Raw genomic sequence first — 17,946 nt, 5'->3', positions numbered from 1 at the left:
CCACCAATACACCATTTCCGGGGCGCGGATTAGCCGAAAATCGATAATTTCGGCGTGCGCTCGAATGGGCATGATCGTTACGAAATACGATCGCGCAGCGTTTATTGTGGATTCCCGAATAATCTGATCTGGCAAAAAAAACAGCGGCCGAAGCCGCTGTTTTTTTATCAAACTGAGCGCAGATTACTCCGCCGTTTCGAGCAGCGGATAGTCCGTGTAACCTTCGGAACCGGCCGCATAGAACGTCGAAGCGTCCGGCTCGTTGAGCGGCGCATCCAGTTCGAAGCGGCGCACGAGGTCCGCGTTCGCGATGAACGTCTTGCCCCACGCGACTGCATCCGCATCGCCGCGCGCGATGATCGCTTCGGCGCTTTGCTTCGTGAAGCCTTCATTGGCGATATACACGCCGCCGAACGCCTTCTTCAGTTGCGGGCCGAGGCTGTCCGGGCCTTCCGCCTCGCGTGCCGCGATGAACGCGATTCTGCGCTTGCCCAACTCGCGCGCCACGTAGCCGAAGGTCGCGGCGCGGTCGCTGTCGCCCATCGTGTGCGCGTCGGCGCGCGGCGCGAGGTGAACGCCCACGCGATCCGCGCCCCACACGGCGATGCACTCGTCGGTCACTTCGAGCATCAAACGCGCGCGGTTTTCAATCGGGCCGCCGTAAGCGTCGGTGCGCTTGTTCGTGCTGTCCTGCAGGAACTGGTCGAGCAGATAGCCGTTCGCGCCGTGAATTTCGACGCCATCGAAACCCGCGCGCTTCGCGTTTTCCGCGCCCTTCCGATACGCCGCGACCACGCCCGCGATCTCGTCGAGTTCGAGCGCGCGCGGCGTGACATAAGCACGCTGCGGACGCACGAGGCTCACATGGCCGCCTGCCGCGATCGCGCTCGGCGCAACCGGCAGTTCGCCGTTCAAGAACACGGGATCGGAGATGCGGCCGACGTGCCACAGTTGCAGCACGATCTTGCCGCCTGCGTCGTGAACCGCCTTCGTCACGAGTTTCCAGCCTTCGACTTGCTCATCGGACCAGATGCCCGGCGTATCGGCATAGCCGACGCCTTGCGGCGTCACCGATGTCGCCTCGCTGATGATGAGGCCCGCCGCCGCGCGATCGGCGTAGTACTGCGCCATCAACGCATTCGGCACGCGCTCGACGCCTGCGCGCTGACGCGTGAGCGGCGCCATGATGATGCGGTTCTTGAGCGTCAATGCGCCTACCTTGAGCGGATCGAATAGAGTCGGCATGTTGGAAAGGTATCCTAATTGAATTGAAAGAATGCTGTCACCGGAAGGCGGCCGCAACCGCTCAGAGATTCCCGATGGAATCGCGGAACGCCTGAATGACCGCTTCGTCGCGCTTGAAGAAAACCCATTGCCCGACGCGCTTCGTGGTGACGAGCCCGGCTTTATGCAGGGTCGCGAGGTGAGCGGAAACGGTGGACTGCGACATGTCGCAGCGTTCATCGATCTGGCCCGCGCACACGCCATGCGAATGCGGCAGTTCCTGATTCGGGAAATGCAGTTCCGGCTCCTTCAGCCATTCCAGAATTTCGCGGCGAAGCGGGTTGGCGAGGGCCTTGTGAATTGCGTCGATGTCCATTTCGTTGCTCTTCCGTCTGACGGCCCGAACGCGCGGCACAACTGCGGCGCGCGTTTCGAATCGTCTTGAAGCGAAGTATATATCGTAAATCTCCGATATGCAAGACGACGCGCATGGCGGACGGCGCACGCGGTCTGGTAATCTGCGCGGTTTCCCAGCCTCACTTCAAGAAGAACTGCATATGGATACACCCTTCAACGAACGCGGCGTCACGCTTTCGCGCGCCGGCCTTTCCGCTTCCGGGCAAATGATTCCGCTGCGCGAATTGCGCGCGGCGCGTGTCGTGAAGATCGAGCGAAAGAAGCCGCTGCCGATCGTCACCGCGCTTATCGGGTTCATCGTGCTCGGAGCGGGCGTGGCGACCGGCACGGGCGCGGCGCTCGTGCTCGGCGTGATGATCGCCGTGGTGGGTTATCTCTCATGGATCACGCAGGACGTCATCTTTCAATTGATGGTCACGACATCCGACGGCGAGCGCGAACTTCTCATCACGAAGGATGAGGAATTCGCGGATCGCGTGGCCGCGCTCGTGGCGCAAGCCGTCGCGAAGCACGCGGCGAAACCGCAGGCGTGAGCGATGCGGTTCGCGCGCGCATCGGCCGAATCAGCCGAAGCTCAGCGGCTCCACATGCCAGATCTCGCGCGCGTATTCGGCGATCGTGCGGTCCGATGAAAAAATCCCCATTCCCGCGACGTTCTCGATCGCGCTTTTCGTCCACGCGTCCTTGTCGCGGAACTTGAGATCGACCTCGGCTTGCGTCTTGTCGAAGCTGTCGAAATCCGCGAGCACCATGTAGTGATCGCCCCAGTCCACGAGCGTGTGGAAGATGTCGTAGAAGCGGTGCGGCTCGTCCGGCGAAAAATGCCCGAGCCGTATCTGATCGAGCGCGAGCTTGAGTTCCGCGTTCTCCTCGTAAATCTGGCGCGGCCGATACCCCGCCGCCCGCAGCGATTCGATTTCATCCGTCGTATTGCCGAAGATGAAGATGTTCTCGCGCCCTACCGCCTCGCATATCTCGATGTTCGCGCCGTCCAGCGTGCCGATGGTCAGCGCGCCGTTGAGCGCGAGCTTCATGTTTCCGGTGCCGGATGCTTCGGTGCCCGCCATCGAAATCTGCTCGGACAGATCGGCCGCCGGAATGATGAGTTCCGCGACGCTCACGCCATAGTTCGGAATGAAGCCGACCTTCAGCCTGTCGCCGATGAGCGGGTCCGAGTTGATGCGCTTCGCCACATCGTTGATGAGCTTGATGATGTTCTTCGCCATCTTGTAGGCGGAGGCCGCCTTGCCCGCGAACATCACCACGCGCGGCGTCCAGTCGCGTTCTGGATTTTCGCGGATGCGGTTGTAGCGCACGATCACATACAGAATGTTCAGCAGTTGCCGCTTGTATTCGTGAATTCGCTTGACCTGCAAATCGAAGAGCGCTTCCGGATTGATGATCGCATTCGCCTCGCGCTTCGCGCGTTCGACGAGACGCAGTTTGTTCGCGAACTTCGCTTCGTGAAAAGCCTTGCGGAATTCCGGATCGTCGCGCCATTCGCGCAGTCTTCCGAGTTCGAAGAGATCGGTGCGCCAGCGCGGACCGATGCGCTTGTCGATCAGCGCGGAAAGCGACGGGCTTGCCTGCGCGAGCCAGCGTCGCGGCGTGATGCCGTTCGTCACGTTCGTGAAGCGCTCGGGATACATGCGCGCGAAATCGGAGAAGATGTTCTGCACCATCAACTGCGAATGCAACTTCGATACGCCATTGACCTTGTGACTCGCGACAATCGCCAGATGCGCCATGCGCACGCGCCGCTGGCCGAATTCATCGACGAGAGAAATGCGGCGGATCAGGTCGATGTCGCGCCCGAACTTCTCGGTGACGTGCTTGAGAAAGTGCGCGTTGATCTCGAAGATGATCTCGAGATGCCGCGGCAAGAGGCGCGCGAGCATTTCGACGTCCCACGTTTCGAGCGCCTCGGGCATCAGCGTGTGATTCGTGTACGAGAACATCTGCTGCACGAGCTTCCACGCCTTGTCCCACGGCACGCGATGCGTGTCCACGAGCAGGCGCATCAGTTCGGGAATGGCGAGCACGGGATGCGTGTCGTTCAGATGCACCGCGACCTTTTCCGCGAGCCGCCCGAAATGCGTATGCGTGCGCTGATAACGGCGAATCAGGTCCTGCATCGTCGCGGACACGAAGAAGTATTCCTGACGCAGCCGCAACTCGCGCCCCGCCTGCGTCGAATCGTCGGGATAAAGCAGACGCGAGACATGCTCCGACGTGTTCTTCGCCTCCACCGCGCGGCGATAGTCGCCCTGATTGAACGCGGAGAGATCGAATTCGTCGGTCGCGCGCGCGGACCACAGGCGCAGCGTGTTGGTGGCCGTCGTTGCGTAACCGGGGATGACCGTGTCGTAGGCCATCGCGTTGACGTCGTCGGTCTCGATCCAGTCGATGCGGTCGTTGTGCTGCACGGTCCGTCCGCCGAACTGCACGGTGTAGACCACTTCGGGGCGCGGAAACTCCCACGGATTGCCCGCGCGCAACCAGTAATCGGGCATTTCGACCTGGCTGCCGTCCACGATCGTCTGCCGGAACATGCCGTATTCGTAGCGGATGCCGTAGCCGAAGCCCGGCACGCCGACCGTCGCCATCGAATCCAGAAAGCACGCCGCGAGCCGCCCGAGGCCGCCGTTGCCGAGCGCGGCGTCCGGCTCCAGTTCCTCGAGCGTCGAGAGATCGACGCCGAGACCGGCGAGCGCGTCGCGCACTTCGTCGTGGATGCCGAGCGCGAGCAGCGCGTTGGTGAACGTTCTGCCGATGAGAAATTCCATCGACAGGTAATAAACGCGCTTCACGTCCTGTTCGTATTGCTGCCGCGTGGTGCGCATCCAGCGCGCGACGAGGCGGTCGCGCACGGCGAGTTCCACCGCGTGCAGCCAGTCGCGCGGCTGCGCGGTCGCCGCGTCCTTGCCGACGCCGTACATGAGGCGGTTCGAGATGGAGCGCCGCAGCGCGTCGACGGTGCTGTTGAGCTGATCGAATTCCAGGTCGACGGATGTCATCGAAACCTCCGGTTTTTGCGACTTGTGCAACGACCGCGAAAGCACGCCATGCGTGCCGCCCCCGTTTCGCCGCGGGCCGTGCGCGGCCCGCGCACGCGGTGCGGTCGTTCTTGGAAAATGCAGGTTACGCCAGTTTTGTTTTTTTTGGTATGAAGAGCGCCCGAAAGGTTCCCGTGCATTTTCGCGATTCGGCGGGCAGAATTTACTTCGTCATCCGAATGATATTGGCGCGTCAACGCCGCGGCGCGCGGCCCGCGATGACGAAGAGCGCCGCGAGCGACACGCCGAGCAGGATCAGCGAAAGCGCCGACGCGGGCAGATAGTAGCCACGATGCACCTGTCCGACGACGACGATCGGCACCGTCGCGAAGCCCGGCGGATAGACGGTGAGCGTCGCGCCCAGTTCGCCGAGCGACAGCGCGAAGCCGAGCGCGAGGCTCGCGCGCACGGCGGGCAGCAGTTGCGGCAGCACGACGCGCGCCAGCACCATGCGCGGCGGCGCGCCGAGACTCGCGGCGGCTTCGCGCAACGTCGTGAGTTCGGGGCGCAACGCGGCGGCCGCGCACCGATAGCAGAACGGCAACACGAGCGCGAGTTGCACCAGTACGACGATCGCCGCCGATCCCGACAAATCCAAGGGCCGCTTGTGATACGCGATCAGCACCGCCAGCCCGAGCACGACGCTCGGCACGCCGCTGCCCGTCATCGCGACGGCGTCGACGAGCGCGCCGAGTCCGCGCCGGTCGCGGCCTTCGAGCGCGAGCGCGAGCCACAGCCCGAGCGCGGTGCCGAGCATCGCCACGGCTAAGCCTGTCGTGAGACTCGTCGTGAGCGCGTCGAATTCGCTCGCGCCGAGACGCGCGAACCAGCGCGCGCTGAAGCCGTCGGGAAAGATCGTGCCCGACCAGTGCGACGCCACGCTCGACAGCGCCACGACGATCACCGGCAAGACGAAAAGCCAGAAGCACACGAGCGCAACGAGCGACACGGCCATCACGCGCAACACTGCAACCGGCCGGAAAGACGCCGAAAGCTGCATGTCAGCGGCCTCCGGTGCGCGCATCGACACGCCGATACAACGCATAGAGCGACAGCGACATCAGGAGCATGACGACGGCGCCCGCCGCCGCCGCGCGCAGGTCGAGATCGACGGTCGCGGCGCTGTAAATGGCGATCGGCAACGTAATGAGATGGGCGCTTCCGAGCACGAGCAGGATGCCGAACTCGTTCAACGTCAGCAGAAAGCAGAGAATCGTGCCCGCCGCGATGCCCGGCCACGCGATCGGCAGCACGACTTTCATCGCGACCATCCAGCCATCCGCGCCGAGGCTCTTCGCGGCTTCGACGAGCCGCATGTCGAGCGTGGCGTAGGACGCGAGCGTCGGGCGCACGACGAACGGCGCGTAGAACACCACTTCCGCGAGAATCACGCCGCCGATACCGAAGAGAAAATCGAGCGGCGGCGCATCCAGCGAAAAGAGGCGCTGGAAGCCGATGCTCACCGCGTCCTGCGATCCGTACAAAAAAATCAGCGTGAACGCGACGAGAAACGAAGGGAACGCGACGAACAGTTCCAGAAAGCGCGTGAGCAGCTTCACGCCGGGAAATGGGCGGAAGAAGAGCATCGACGCGAGCGCGACGCCGAGTATCGACGCGATGCTCGCGCTCGCGACCAGAATGCCGAGCGTCGTGCCGATCACGCCGCGCGTCTCCGGATTGCCGAAAAACGCGGTGAACGCATCGAGCGTGAAGCCGTGCGGCCCGCTCACGCTGAGAACGATCAGGCGCGCGAGCGGATACACGACGAGCGGCCCCAGCACGAACACGAGAATGAAGAGCAGATGCCATTGCGCGCGCTTCTCGCGGCGCTGCGCCTCGCGCGCATGCGCGACGAAAACGCTGGCATCGACGGCGCCGGGCGCGACGCCGTCAGGGACGAATAAGGACGACATCGGAAGCCTCGAAGCGAAGAGAAACGCGCGCGCCTCTTTCCGGCACGCGCGCATGGCCGCGCTGCATCGTCACCTGGACGGGCTCGTTCGGCAACGCATCGAGCGCGACCGAAATGGAGAGCGCCGCGCCATACCATTCGACCGATGCGATCGTGCCGTGCAGCGGGCCGTCGCCGAGCGCAACGATCTGAAAGCGCTCCGGCCGGATGCACGCGAGCCGCTCGCGCTCGTCGTGACGCGCATCGCCGAGCGGATACACGACGCGCGGCGGCAGCAGATTCGCCGCGCCGAGATAGCGCGCGACGAAGCCGTCGCTGGGCGCGTCGTAGAGTTCGCGCGGCGAGCCGAGTTGCGCGATGCGGCCGTCGCGCATCAAAAGAGTGCGGTCGGAGAGCACGAGCGCGTCGTCCTGATCGTGCGTCACGCAGATGATCGTCAGGTCGGCCAGACGCTCGTGCAGCGCCTTCAGTTCGCTGCGCACGGAGGCGCGCAGGTTCGCATCGAGCGCGGAAAGCGGTTCGTCGAGCAAGAGCACATCCGGCTCGATGACGAGCGCGCGCGCCAGCGCCACGCGCTGCTGCATGCCGCCTGAAAGCTGCGCGGGCATGATGTGACCGGCATCGGCGAGCTGAACGAGCTTGAGCGCATCCGCGACGCGCCGCGCGATCTCCGCCGGCTTCAGCTTGCGCGCGCGCAGCCCGAACGCGACGTTGTCGAACACGGACAGATGCGGAAAGAGCGCGTAGTTCTGGAACAGCAAGCCCAGATTGCGCCGATGCGCGGGCACGTGCGTAAGATCGCGCCCCGCGATGGCGAGCGTGCCCGCGAGCGCATCGGCGTTGACGAATCCCGCTATGAAGCGCAGGAGCGTCGTCTTGCCGCAACCGCTTCGGCCAAGCACCGTCAGGAATTCGCCGCGCCGGATGTGGAGCGTCAGGTCATCGAGCACCGTGCGCGCGCCGAAGCGCACGCTCAGATGCTCGACGGACACGCCGGGCGCGTCCGAGGCGACCGCGCGCGGTTCCAGCGCGCCCGGCGCGAAGGCGAGCGTGCTCACGACTTCGGCTTGACCACTTCGGTCTGCTTGCCGGAATTGCCGATCACTTCGTTTTTCCAGCGTTCGGTCCAGCCGGCCTTCTTCTGCATGACCTGATTCCAGTCGACGGGAATCAGCTTCACGCCCGAGATTGCCTGCTTCACCGCCTCGCCGTTCTTGCCCGCGAGCGGCACGTCGGTGCGGCCGGGGATGCCGTAGATGTCCGGCACCTTCGACTGCACGTCCGACGACATCAGATAGTCGATCAGCTTTTTGCCTTCCGCCTGATTCGGTCCGCTCTTGATGAGGCCGATGGCATACGGAAGCTGGAACGTGGTCGGCGCATCGCCCGCGCCGTGCGACAGGAAAAGCGGCTTGATGGACAGGCCGCCGTTCGCGGCATCGTCGAGATCCATTTGAAGGTCGCCGTTCGCGAACGCAATTTCGTTACGCGAGAGCAGCACGTCGAGATAGCCCGTGCCCTTCGTATGGAACTTCGCGCTCTGTTCGAGCGACTTGAGGTAATCGAACGCCTTGTCCTCGCCCATCAGCGCGGACGTGAGGATGATGACCGCCATGCCGTCGCCGGCGGTCGCCGGATTCGAATACGCGATCTTGCCCGTGTAGTTCGGATGCAGAAGGTCCGCGAACGTCTTCGGCGCGCTCTTCGTGACATCCGGGTTGATCGCGAACGAGAAATAGTTGTTGACGAACGTGGCCCACGCGCCGTCCTGCGCCTTCGCGATCGCCGGGACGTTCTTGTAATTCACGCTCTGATACGGCTGCAAAAGACCGCTTTGCTGCGCCTGCTGGATGAAAGGCGGCAGCGTGACGAGCACGTCGGCCTTGGGCGAATCTTTCTCGACGTTCGCGCGGTTCACCACTTCGCCGCTGCCGGCCGTCACGATGTTGACCTTCACGCCTTCCTTCTTCTCGAACGCGGGCAGGACGTCCTTGTAGAGATTCTCGAGGCCATCGGCGGTATAGAGAACGACGGCGTCGGCGGCATTCGCGGGCGTCGCGGTGAACGATGCGATTGCGGCCAGGGTAAGCGCTGCGCAAGCGCCGGGCAGCCGCCGGCGCGCGAAGGATGAATCGCGGGTCATGTCAGGTCTCGTGGCTCGTGTCGGAGAGAACGGTAAAAACGGTAGACCCGAAGCATTGCAGGTGTCTGTGACATGGGCGTGAATGCGCGAACGCGTCACATCCGGCGCGGCGCAGTGCACGGTTGAACAAGACGAAGTCTCCCTACCCGCCGATACTGCCGCGATGTTCTCCCCACTGTTCTCCCTGCTTATCGCACCCATATTCGTGTTCCTGTGGTCGACGGGCTTCATCGTCGCGCGGGCCATCACGCCTTATGTCGATCCGAATCTCTATCTGCTCGCGCGCTTTGTTGGCACCGCGCTGCTGTTCGTCGCGCTCGCAATCGCGGCCCGCGCGGACTGGCCGAAAGCGCGCGACGCCGCGCGGCATCTCTTCGCCGGCGCGCTCTTGCAGGGCGTCTATCTCGGCGCGAGTTACTGGGCCGTCGCGCAGGGCTTGAGCGCGGGCGTCATGGCGCTGCTGGGCGCGCTGCAACCGGTTCTGACGGCGGCGCTCGCCGCGCGCATCTTCGGGGAACGGCTTTCAGCGCGGGCGTGGGCCGGGCTCGCGCTCGGGCTTTGCGGCGTGGCGCTCGTGCTCGCGCCGGGCATCGCATCGGGCGCGGGACCGCAGGAACACGCCCAGCACGCCGCGCATGCCGCGCCGCAATGGGTCGTGGTGACGATCGCGCTCGTCGCCGTCGTCGCGATCACGGCGGGCACGCTGTATCAGAAGACATCGCTTGCAAGCGCCGATATCCGCAGCGCGAGCGCGCTGCAGAACGCGGGCGCGGCGATCGTCGCGGCGGCGCTGGCGCTCGCGCTCGGCGAGCAGCGCTTCGTCTCGTCGATGACCACGTGGGCGTCGATCGCATGGGGCATCGTCATGCTCTCCGGCGTGGCGACGACGCTCCTCGTCTGGATGGTCCGCCGCGGCGACGCATCGCGCGCGACGGCCCTGCTCTTTCTCGCGCCGCCGCTCGCCGCGCTCGAAAGCTATCTCGCGTTCGGCGAAACGCTCGAGACGTTGCAGCTCGCCGGCTTCGCCGTGGCGCTCGCCGGCGTCGTGCTCGCGCGATCGAAGTAACGCCGCTCAGTCGACGTTGTTCGCGCCCGCCGGCACATGCGCGCGCGCGGCCTTGCCCGGCCCTGGCGCCCACGCGGGCCGCGTCTTTCTCGCGGTATCGACGACGACGAGGTAATGCCCCGCCCACGGCGTCGTCTGCCGCGTCGATTTCAGAATCCACATGGACTGGCCTTCCGCCGCGCGCGCTTCGTACTGCGCGTCGAGCACGCCGTGGTGATCAAAAAACGTGTTGAGCGTCGAGGGAATACGCACGCAGCCCTTCGAATGACGCATGCCGAGGAGCGGTTCGAGCTTGTCGGGATCGGTGGCGTGCATCTGAAAGCGCATCGGCGAGATGCCGCCCTTGCCCCAGCCGCGCTCGCCGTCGGCCCAGCCGAAATCGTAGATGCGCATGTCGCGCGCGCCGTAGCCGCGAATCTTGAACTCGTTCTCGGTGCCTTCGGCGCGGAAATCCATGTTGCCCGGCACATGCTGGAACACACCGAGCGGCGTGAGGAAGTGATCGAACGTGCCGGGCCGTCCGGTCGATACGGGCGATGCGCCGATCATCGACCACGCATCTTTCGGACGCGCGCGGAAGTAGACGAAGAGCGCCTGCACGTTCTCGCTGCGGTCCACGAGCACGACGAACTCGTTGGCGAGATCGCCGTGGCCATGCTCGTCGAGCGCGCGTTGCAGCACGCGGCCATACGCCTGCTGGTCGGCGGGCGGCACGTTGAGACGCCGGTCGACTTCGTTCGCGAAGGTTTGCCGCATCGCGTAGGCGCCGTTCGGCGCGATGCCTGTGCGTTGCGCGACGTTCGGCGCGGGCGTCTCGGGCGGCAGCTGCACTTCGGGCGCGGCGGCCTCGGATGCAGCCGAAGCCGCTTCCGCCGCTGATGCAGCCGATGCCGCTTCCGCCGCTGATGCAGCCGATGCCGCCTCAGCGCCCGATGCCCCGGGTGTCTCAGAAGCACCCGACGCAGCTTGCGGCGTAATCGGCGACGGCATCGCGGGAAGCGCCCGCGCAGGTACGCTCGCGCCGGCGGGCGCGCTCGCGTCGTGCGGCAACAGAGGCGCGGGCGGCATCGGCGCGGGCGTGACGCGCCCTTGCACGACCGAGCCGGACGAAGACGCGGGCTGGGCGTTCACCTGCGCGGTGAACACAGAAAGGGCGACGAGCGCCGCAACCCCGGTTTTTCGTGCGCCGGATGGCGTCTTGTTGTTTGCTGCCTGCTGCATCGATGGTTCCGCTTGCTTTGAACGACAGACGATCGGACGATCCGACGATCGCCCGCTTCGAACGAAATACGCGCATCGGCAAGAAAAAAGCCGGTGTTGCCATCACACCGGCTTTGCCGCTGGTTTTCGTTCGTTAGTCTCGTCTAAGCAAAGTTCATTCCGACAAACTCATAGCGCTCAATGCAGCGACGTCGATGCATCGGCTTGCGCCGATGACCGGGCACGATGGCTTCGGCGATATGCGAATGTCGGTCGAGAGGCGAGCCGTTGCATACGCGTGCGACGTTCCCGCGCCGTGAATCGCGTATCGTTCAGGTAATCGCCTACTGCGTCTTTCGGAAAGCGCCGCACGTCGCGCGCGGCACAGCGCCGGGGAAGATCGCCGTCACCGTACGCTGCACGTTGCGGCAACTGCGGAAGCGGCATTGCTGCGCCCGCTTTCGCCGCCTCTGACAAGCCGCGGCAGGACATGCTCGACAGATTCGGGTAAGGATCCGCCCAGCGCTGAATGCGCCGCACGTCGCGCGCGGCACAGCGCCGCGGAAAGATTCCAGACCAGCAGATTGATGGCCGTTACCGTTACGTCAGACGAGCGCTCGGACGTCGAGGCCGCGCTCGCGCTCTGCATTCAGGAATCGTTTGATGTAAGGCCGGCTGCACGCGCACGTCGCGGCAACTGCGGATGCGACCTTCCCGCGCCCGCTTCCTCCACCTCTTCAAAACCCGCGGCAGGACATGCTCGACAGATTTGGATAAGAATCCGCCCAGTCGCCCGTCATGGCCGACTGCGCGGCCTTGAGCGTCATGTCGCCGGTGCAGACGCAGCGCTTGAGATACACCGCGAGCCGCTCCTTGCGCCGCGCGCCGGCGCGCCCTTCCCAGCGGCGCAGATCGATATTGGCGGGCGATGACGGCGAGCCGCCGAGCAGCACCGGCATGCGGTGATCGAGCGCATATTCGGCGGCGAACGACGCGTCGATGCCGCGCTGCTTCAGCAGCCGGTCCTTCTCGCGCATCTGCGTCTCGAAGGACGGCAGCACGCGATCGACGTAACCCGGCACGCAGATGGTATCGACGATGGTCGCTTGCGTGACGCGCGCATCGAGCCAGTCGGCATGCTGCGCACGCGCCGCGTGAACACCGAAGGTCGCGGCGAGCGCGAGCGCGGCCATCGCCCGGATGCGCGCGTGCCGCGTCGTGCGGCGGCGGATGAAGAAAGGTTCGCCTGGGTTCATGCCTCGTTCGCGGAAAACGGAGCGCGGCCCACGCACGGCCGCCTGTTCGAAATTAAACGGACGCTCAATTAGAACACATGAACGGCAGCCGGCGCGTCGCTCGCCCCCGGTCAAACCGCGTGGCGCGCGACGGCGGCGTCCAGCGCGGCATCGAGCGCACGCGCGGCGCGCTCGAACGCCGCGAACGATGCGGCGATGGCCGCGTCGTCCTCGCCGTTGCGGTCTTCGTCGATGGCGCGCTGACAGTCGCGTTCCAGCGCGACGCACGCCCGCGTGAAAGGCGCCGCGCCGATCACGCCCGCCGCGCCCTTCATGCGATGCGCGATCTCGCGCACGCGTTCGTGGTCGCAGTCGCTTTCGGCGATGCGGGCGTCGGCGAGATCCTGCGCGTTCGTGGACTTGAGCATGTCGATGAGCGTCGCGGCCTGATCGCCGTAAGCGCCGAGCGCGGCGCGATCGAAGAGCTGGCCCGTCGACGGTTCGGGCGACGGTTCGGGACGCGCGCCGCTAAGCGGCACGACGCCCAGCAGCGCGTCGCGCAGCGCATCGAGGCCGATGGGTTTGACGAGGCACATCGTCATGCCGGCGGCGACGGCGCGCGCCGCCGCTTCCGGCAGCGCGTTCGCCGTGAGGCCGACGATCGGCACGGCGCGCATTCCTCGAGCCTTCTCGTCCGCGCGGATCGCGTGCGCGAGTTCCTCGCCGCTCATCTCGGGCATCGAACAATCGGTGAGGATGGCGTCGAACGCGCCGGGATCGGCACGCCAGCGCGCGAGTGCGCGGCGGCCATCGACGGCCAGTTCCGCCGCGCCGCCGAGAAGCCGAATCTGGCCGTCGAGCACGATGCGGTTGGCCGGATGATCGTCGACGACGAGCACGCGCAGGCCCGCAAGCGGCCGCGCCGCTGCGGGCGGCGCGAGCGTCGGCACGCTCTGGGCTTCGTGCGCCTCGGGCGCTCCCTGCGCGTCTGGAAACGCCGCGCGCACCGTGAATCGCGTGCCGCGTCCGGGCTCGCTCGACAGCTCGATGCTGCCGCCCATCATCGCGACGAGCCGCTTGCAGAGGGCGAGTCCCAATCCCGTGCCGCCGAAACGCCGCGCGCCGCCTTCGTGAGCCTGCACGAACGGCGCGAACAGCGTCGCCTGCCGGTCCGGCGGAATGCCGACGCCCGTATCCGACACCTCGAGCATCAGCGCGCGCGTGCCGTCGCGCGGCAGCCCGATCTCGAATGCGAGCGTGATCGCGCCGGCATCGGTGAACTTGATCGCGTTCGAGAGCAGATTGCCGACGATCTGCCGCAGCCGCTGCGCGTCGGCGAGCAGCCACGCGGGGCCGTCGCGCGGATCGTGCGGGTGCGGATCGTGCGAGTCGTGCGAGTCGTGCGAGTCGTGCGAGTCGTGCGAGTCGTGCGAGTAGTGCGAGTCGTGCGAGTTGTGCGAGTTGTGCGAGTTGTGCGAGTCGTGCGGGTTGTGCGAGTCGTGCGAGTCGTGTGGGTCGTGTGGGTCGTGCGAGTCGTGCGAGTCGTGCGAGTCGTGCGGGTTGTGCGGGTTGTGCGGGTTGTGCGGGTTGTGCGGGTTGTGCGGGTTGTGCGGGTCGTGCGGGTCGTGCGGATCGTGCGAGTCGCGCGGGCCCTGCGAGTCGTGCGGGTCGCGCGAATCGCGCGGGTCGTCCAAGTCGCGCGAGTCGTGCGCGCCCTGCAAGTCATGCAAGCCGCGCCGCTCGACGACGAGCGCGATGCCTTTCGCCCGCGCAGCCGGCTCGTAGATGGAAGCGACGCTCGCGATCCACGCAACGACTTCCATCGGCGCGGGCGCGAGGACGAGGCGCTCCGCTTCGATCTTCGCGACATCGAGCAGGTCGTCGATCATGCCGAGCAGATCGCGCGCGGCGTGATGCGCGGTCGCAAGCGAGCGCTGCGTCGCGGCGCGCTCGCCGGGCGCGCGCATTTCGAGTTCGAGCAGGCCCAGCACCGCGTTCATCGGCGTGCGGATTTCGTGGCTCATCGTCGCGAGAAAGGTGGATTTGGCGCGGTTCGCGGTCTCGGCCTCCTCTTTCGCTGCGCGCATCGCGTCCTCGGCGGCGATGCGTCGCCGGACCTGCACGCGCAGCGAAACGCCCCACGCGCCGAGCAGCAGCACGAGCGCGATGCCTAGCGACGCCGCTAGTGCGATCTGCGGGCGCCTGCGCTCCCACAACGTTTCGGGATGCTCCGCAAGCCGCCAGCGCGCGCGGATCGCTTCGAGCTCGTAGGGCGGGAGCGCCGCGATCGCGCGATTCAGGATGCCGAGCAGCACCGGCTGATCGCGCGCGACGAGAAAGACGTGCGGCACCGGCTTCGGCGACAACACGCCGCTGATCTGCAGGCGCCCGCGATACGGATTGCCGATCGCGTAATTCGCGAGCTTCATGTCCATGATGGTCGCGTCCGCCTTGCCGCTCGCCACCGCCGCGAGCTGGCCGTCGATCGGACTGACTGCGACGATGCGCGCGCCCGGCGCCTTCGCCTGCAGCAGCGGACGCGCCGGAAACTCCGACGGCAGCGCGAGGCGCTTGCCGTCGAGCGCATTCGCATCGCGCAGGGGCGGCGCACCGGCGCGCGTGACGATGGCAATGAGGCCGTCGCCGAAGGGCACGGACGGCACGACGTTCGGATCGGAATCGCCGCGCGGCATGCTGAAGGGCATGAACGCGGATTCGCCGTTGCGCACGTCGCGCTCGATGCGCGCGATGTCGTTGCGCAGGCGCCCTTCGAAGCGCAGTCCGCTGATGCGCGAAATCGCCGCGAGAAGATCGGGCGCGAGGCCGGCCGGCTGGCCCTGCGCGTCGCGGAACATGAGCGGCGGCGCCTGCGAGTACATCGAGTAGTGCACGACCGGATGCGCGGCGATCCACGCCTTCTCCTCGGGCGTGAGTTCGAGCGGCCGCTCCGACGACACCGCCGTCATCGCGACATCCCAGCGCGCGCGTGCGACGATCAGAAAGCGCGGCGGCAAGCGCACGAGCGCCGTGTCGACGCGCGCGCGCAGCGCCGCCGCGCCGGGGCGCGCGTTCGCGAACGCAAAACTGTAGCCGCCCTCGTCGAACGGCGCAAAGCCGGTGATGGCGAGGCCCGGCAAGTCCAGATGCCCGATCGCGTAGGCGGCGGCCGTCACGTCGCCGACGAACACGTCGGCTTGTCCGAGCAATACCGCGAGCAGCCCCGCGACGGTATCCGGATAGGCGGCGAGCGTCATCGACGGATACGCGGCGGCAAGATGCGCACGCGACGCCTGCGCGTCCACATACGCCAAGCGATGCGTCGGCGCGCGCGCGGCGAGCGGCTCGACGCTCACCGTCTTCGTCGGCAGATACGGCTGCGAAAAGAGAAGCGGCGGGCCGGGATCGTCGCCGGTCGAAGCCGTCGCCATGTCGATCTCGCCGCGCGCGAGCGCGTCGATCAGCGCGGTGCGATTCGGATAGCGGCGCCATTGCAGCGTCATGCCGAGCGAGTCCGCGACGGCCTGCGCGAAGTCGACGGAGATGCCGCGCGGCGCGGCGTCTTCCGCGAGACCATTGGACATGTCGAGCGGCGCCGCGATGCCGGGCGCGGCGCCGACGACGAGACGTTCCGGCGAACGTGCAGCGCGAGCGTCGGGAACGTGAAGCGCCGCGATGCCGGCGACGAGCCAGGCGATCGCAAACAGAAAGCGCCACGCGCGTGGCGGCTGGGCGAAACGGAACACGCTGCACTCCTGATCGAAGGAAGCAGCTAGTGTGTCAGAAAGAGGCGCGCGCCCGCAATCGAGGCCGGATGCGGGTTGCGCCATGCTGTCGCCGCTCGTTGCGGCGCGCGAAACGAAGCGCGCAGCCTGCCGCCCGCCATGAAAGGCGTCGCGCGGCAGGGAGCGTGGTCACTGCGCGGTCAGTGCGCGGTCACTGCGCGCTCTCGGGCGAGAGCGCCTGTCCCTTGTCCGCCGCGACCTTTTGCAGCGCGATGATCCGGCTCATCGCCGCATGGTTCGACGTGGCTTCGTCGTACATCTTCGCGAGATCGGCCTTGAGTTGCGTGCGCGATCCGCCGTCGAGATAGACCATGTGCCCCGAAGGATAAAACGTCGCCGAGAGGTTTTGCCGCACGGTCTTGTCGATGAGCGGCATCTGCTGAAGATCGAGGATCGTCTGGTAGAACGGCGTCACGAAGTCGAACATGCCGTTCGCGGACAGCACCTTCAGATCGATGTTCAGCGCCATCACCGCGGCAAGGTCGCCCGCCGTGTACAGCACGATGTTGCCCTTCGAATCGACGCCCTTCTCCTCGCCGGTCGGATCGGTGTGCTTGAAGTCCCAGTTGATGAACGCCTGGTCATTCAAATCCGTGAACGAGGACGTGGACGTGAACTTAAGCTGCTCGTTGAGATAGCTGTTCCACATCGACGTATAGACGCCGCTCACCGCCGTCATGGTCGGGTCGTTGCCGCCGGAGTTCGGATCGATCTTGCCGGCGATGCCCGTCGATATCGCGGTCACGCGACCATCGTATGAGCCGAGCGATTCGCCCTTCGACTTGAGCAGCGTCGTGAGAAAGAGCGAGTTGCCGCGGCTGTCGTAAGCGGCGATATCGAGGCTCCACGCGAGCAGCGTCACCTTGTCGATGCCCGTGTATTCCGCGAGCTTTTCTACCACTTCGTCGTCCGTCTGCGGGAACTTGCGCAGCGCGTTCAGATAATCCGTGCGCGCGAATTCCGCGACTTCTTCCACGAACGCGAGCAGGTTCGTCGGCGTCGGATGCACGCCGAGCTTCTTGTGATACCACGCGTCGGCGGCGGCGGTCGGCAGCGCGCCGACGGGGTTGCCCGCCTGCCGGTAATCGAGTATCGACGACTGCAGCGTGATGCCGTTCAGATCGACGCCGTCTTCGTGCAGCCGGTACGCGAGCACGCAACTGCGCGCCGTGCCATACGATTCGCCGAACAGGAACTTCGGCGAATTCCAGCGATTGTTCTTCGTGAGATAGCGCTTGATGAACTGCTTGATCGAATCGGCATCCTGATCGACGCCCCAGAAATCGCGGTTCTTGTTCGGCGCGATGGCCGCCGAATAGCCGGTGCCGACCGGATTGATGAAAATGAGATCGCTCTTGTCGAGCAGGCTGTCCGGGTTGTCCTCCATCTCGTAGGGCGCGGGCGGCGTGAAGCTCGGCATCGCCGTCTTGATGCGGCGCGGCCCGAACGAGCCGAGCAGCACGAACACGGACGACGATCCCGGCCCGCCGTTGTAGAAGAACGTGAGCGGGCGCGCTTCCTCCTTCGCGCCGTCCTTCGTGAACGCGACGTAGAACATCTTCGCGTCGGGCTTCGAACTGCTCGGGTCCACCGTGACGAGGTGGCCGACAGTGGCCGTATACGCGATCTTTTGTCCGCCGATCTTCGCCGTGTGATGCGTGATCGCCGCGTTTTCGTCGGCTTCGGTGGCTTCCACCGAATCGTCGGGGCCGTTGCCGTAGGCGACCGGATCGAAATACGGCTGATCCTTGCCAGCGCCTTTTTCACCGCCCTTCACGGGCGTTTTGGCGGCGTGTTCGTCAGCCGCGGGCGGCGGCGCGACGCCGCCCGCCTCCGGCGCGACGCCCGTGCCGGCATGTCCGTGAATCGTCTTCGTTACCAGTGGATCGGAGTTCATCGTGGTCGCTCCAG

At 65.9% G+C, this 17,946-nt stretch carries 13 protein-coding genes; 2 read left to right on the top strand and 11 right to left on the bottom strand.

Annotated elements, in window-relative coordinates:
• Nucleotides 1-183 precede the first annotated feature (183 nt).
• Together LDZ27_RS15915 and LDZ27_RS15910 are read right to left on the bottom strand one after the other, a co-directional pair.
• Nucleotides 184-1,245, bottom strand: a complete 1,062-nt coding sequence (locus LDZ27_RS15915) for an alkene reductase (protein ID WP_244816940.1) — start codon at nucleotides 1,243-1,245, stop codon at nucleotides 184-186.
• A 61-nt stretch (nucleotides 1,246-1,306) separates the two neighbouring features.
• Nucleotides 1,307-1,600, bottom strand: coding sequence for a helix-turn-helix transcriptional regulator (locus LDZ27_RS15910; protein WP_244816939.1), 294 nt, complete (start codon nucleotides 1,598-1,600; stop codon nucleotides 1,307-1,309).
• A gap of 181 nt (nucleotides 1,601-1,781) precedes the next feature.
• On the opposite strand from LDZ27_RS15910, the gene LDZ27_RS15905 reads away from it, so the two are divergent.
• Entirely contained in the window at nucleotides 1,782-2,174 is a 393-nt protein-coding gene (locus LDZ27_RS15905; RefSeq protein ID WP_244816938.1) for a DUF6232 family protein, read from the top strand.
• Between the two features lie 30 nt (nucleotides 2,175-2,204).
• Here the strand turns inward: LDZ27_RS15905 and LDZ27_RS15900 are convergent, their stop codons facing one another.
• The 5 genes from LDZ27_RS15900 to phnS all read right to left on the bottom strand — a co-directional run bounded on the left by LDZ27_RS15900 (nucleotide 2,205) and on the right by phnS (nucleotide 8,752).
• Nucleotides 2,205-4,658, bottom strand: coding sequence for a glycogen/starch/alpha-glucan phosphorylase (locus tag LDZ27_RS15900; RefSeq protein WP_244816937.1), 2,454 nt, complete (start codon nucleotides 4,656-4,658; stop codon nucleotides 2,205-2,207).
• A gap of 232 nt (nucleotides 4,659-4,890) precedes the next feature.
• Nucleotides 4,891-5,652: a 2-aminoethylphosphonate ABC transport system, membrane component PhnV gene (phnV, locus tag LDZ27_RS15895; protein WP_244817299.1), complete on the bottom strand. Its 762-nt coding sequence runs from the start codon at nucleotides 5,650-5,652 to the stop codon at nucleotides 4,891-4,893.
• 46 nt (nucleotides 5,653-5,698) lie between these two features.
• Nucleotides 5,699-6,610: a 2-aminoethylphosphonate ABC transporter permease subunit gene (gene phnU / locus LDZ27_RS15890; protein WP_244816936.1), complete on the bottom strand. Its 912-nt coding sequence runs from the start codon at nucleotides 6,608-6,610 to the stop codon at nucleotides 5,699-5,701.
• Nucleotides 6,588-7,667, bottom strand: coding sequence for a 2-aminoethylphosphonate ABC transport system ATP-binding subunit PhnT (gene phnT, locus LDZ27_RS15885; RefSeq protein ID WP_244816935.1), 1,080 nt, complete (start codon nucleotides 7,665-7,667; stop codon nucleotides 6,588-6,590). Before phnT ends, phnU begins: the two co-directional genes overlap by 23 nt.
• Nucleotides 7,664-8,752 (bottom strand): 2-aminoethylphosphonate ABC transporter substrate-binding protein, encoded by a 1,089-nt coding sequence (phnS, locus tag LDZ27_RS15880; protein WP_244816934.1) that lies wholly within the window; start codon nucleotides 8,750-8,752, stop codon nucleotides 7,664-7,666. Before phnS ends, phnT begins: the two co-directional genes overlap by 4 nt.
• Nucleotides 8,753-8,915: 163 nt before the next feature.
• On the opposite strand from phnS, the gene LDZ27_RS15875 reads away from it, so the two are divergent.
• Nucleotides 8,916-9,818, top strand: coding sequence for a DMT family transporter (locus tag LDZ27_RS15875; protein WP_370653435.1), 903 nt, complete (start codon nucleotides 8,916-8,918; stop codon nucleotides 9,816-9,818).
• A gap of 6 nt (nucleotides 9,819-9,824) precedes the next feature.
• On the opposite strand, the gene LDZ27_RS15870 is transcribed toward LDZ27_RS15875, so the two are convergent.
• The 4 genes from LDZ27_RS15870 to LDZ27_RS15855 all read right to left on the bottom strand — a co-directional run bounded on the left by LDZ27_RS15870 (nucleotide 9,825) and on the right by LDZ27_RS15855 (nucleotide 17,932).
• A complete protein-coding gene (locus LDZ27_RS15870) occupies nucleotides 9,825-11,039 on the bottom strand; it encodes a L,D-transpeptidase (protein ID WP_244816933.1) in 1,215 nt (404 codons plus the stop codon).
• Nucleotides 11,040-11,755: 716 nt separating this feature from the next.
• Nucleotides 11,756-12,274, bottom strand: a complete 519-nt coding sequence (locus tag LDZ27_RS15865) for a hypothetical protein (protein ID WP_244816932.1) — start codon at nucleotides 12,272-12,274, stop codon at nucleotides 11,756-11,758.
• Nucleotides 12,275-12,384: 110 nt separating this feature from the next.
• On the bottom strand, nucleotides 12,385-15,996 hold the full coding sequence (locus tag LDZ27_RS15860; RefSeq protein WP_244816931.1) for a transporter substrate-binding domain-containing protein: 3,612 nt from the start codon (nucleotides 15,994-15,996) through the stop codon (nucleotides 12,385-12,387).
• 190 nt (nucleotides 15,997-16,186) lie between these two features.
• Nucleotides 16,187-17,932, bottom strand: a complete 1,746-nt coding sequence (locus LDZ27_RS15855; RefSeq protein WP_244816930.1) for a S10 family peptidase — start codon at nucleotides 17,930-17,932, stop codon at nucleotides 16,187-16,189.
• Between the last annotated feature and the right edge of the window lie 14 nt (nucleotides 17,933-17,946).

It is taken from the genome of Caballeronia sp. Lep1P3 (genome assembly GCF_022879595.1).
Taxonomy (GTDB): Bacteria; Pseudomonadota; Gammaproteobacteria; order Burkholderiales; family Burkholderiaceae; genus Caballeronia.
The sequence above is the reverse complement of the archived record's forward strand: the minus strand, read 5'-3'. Positions and strand labels throughout refer to the sequence as shown.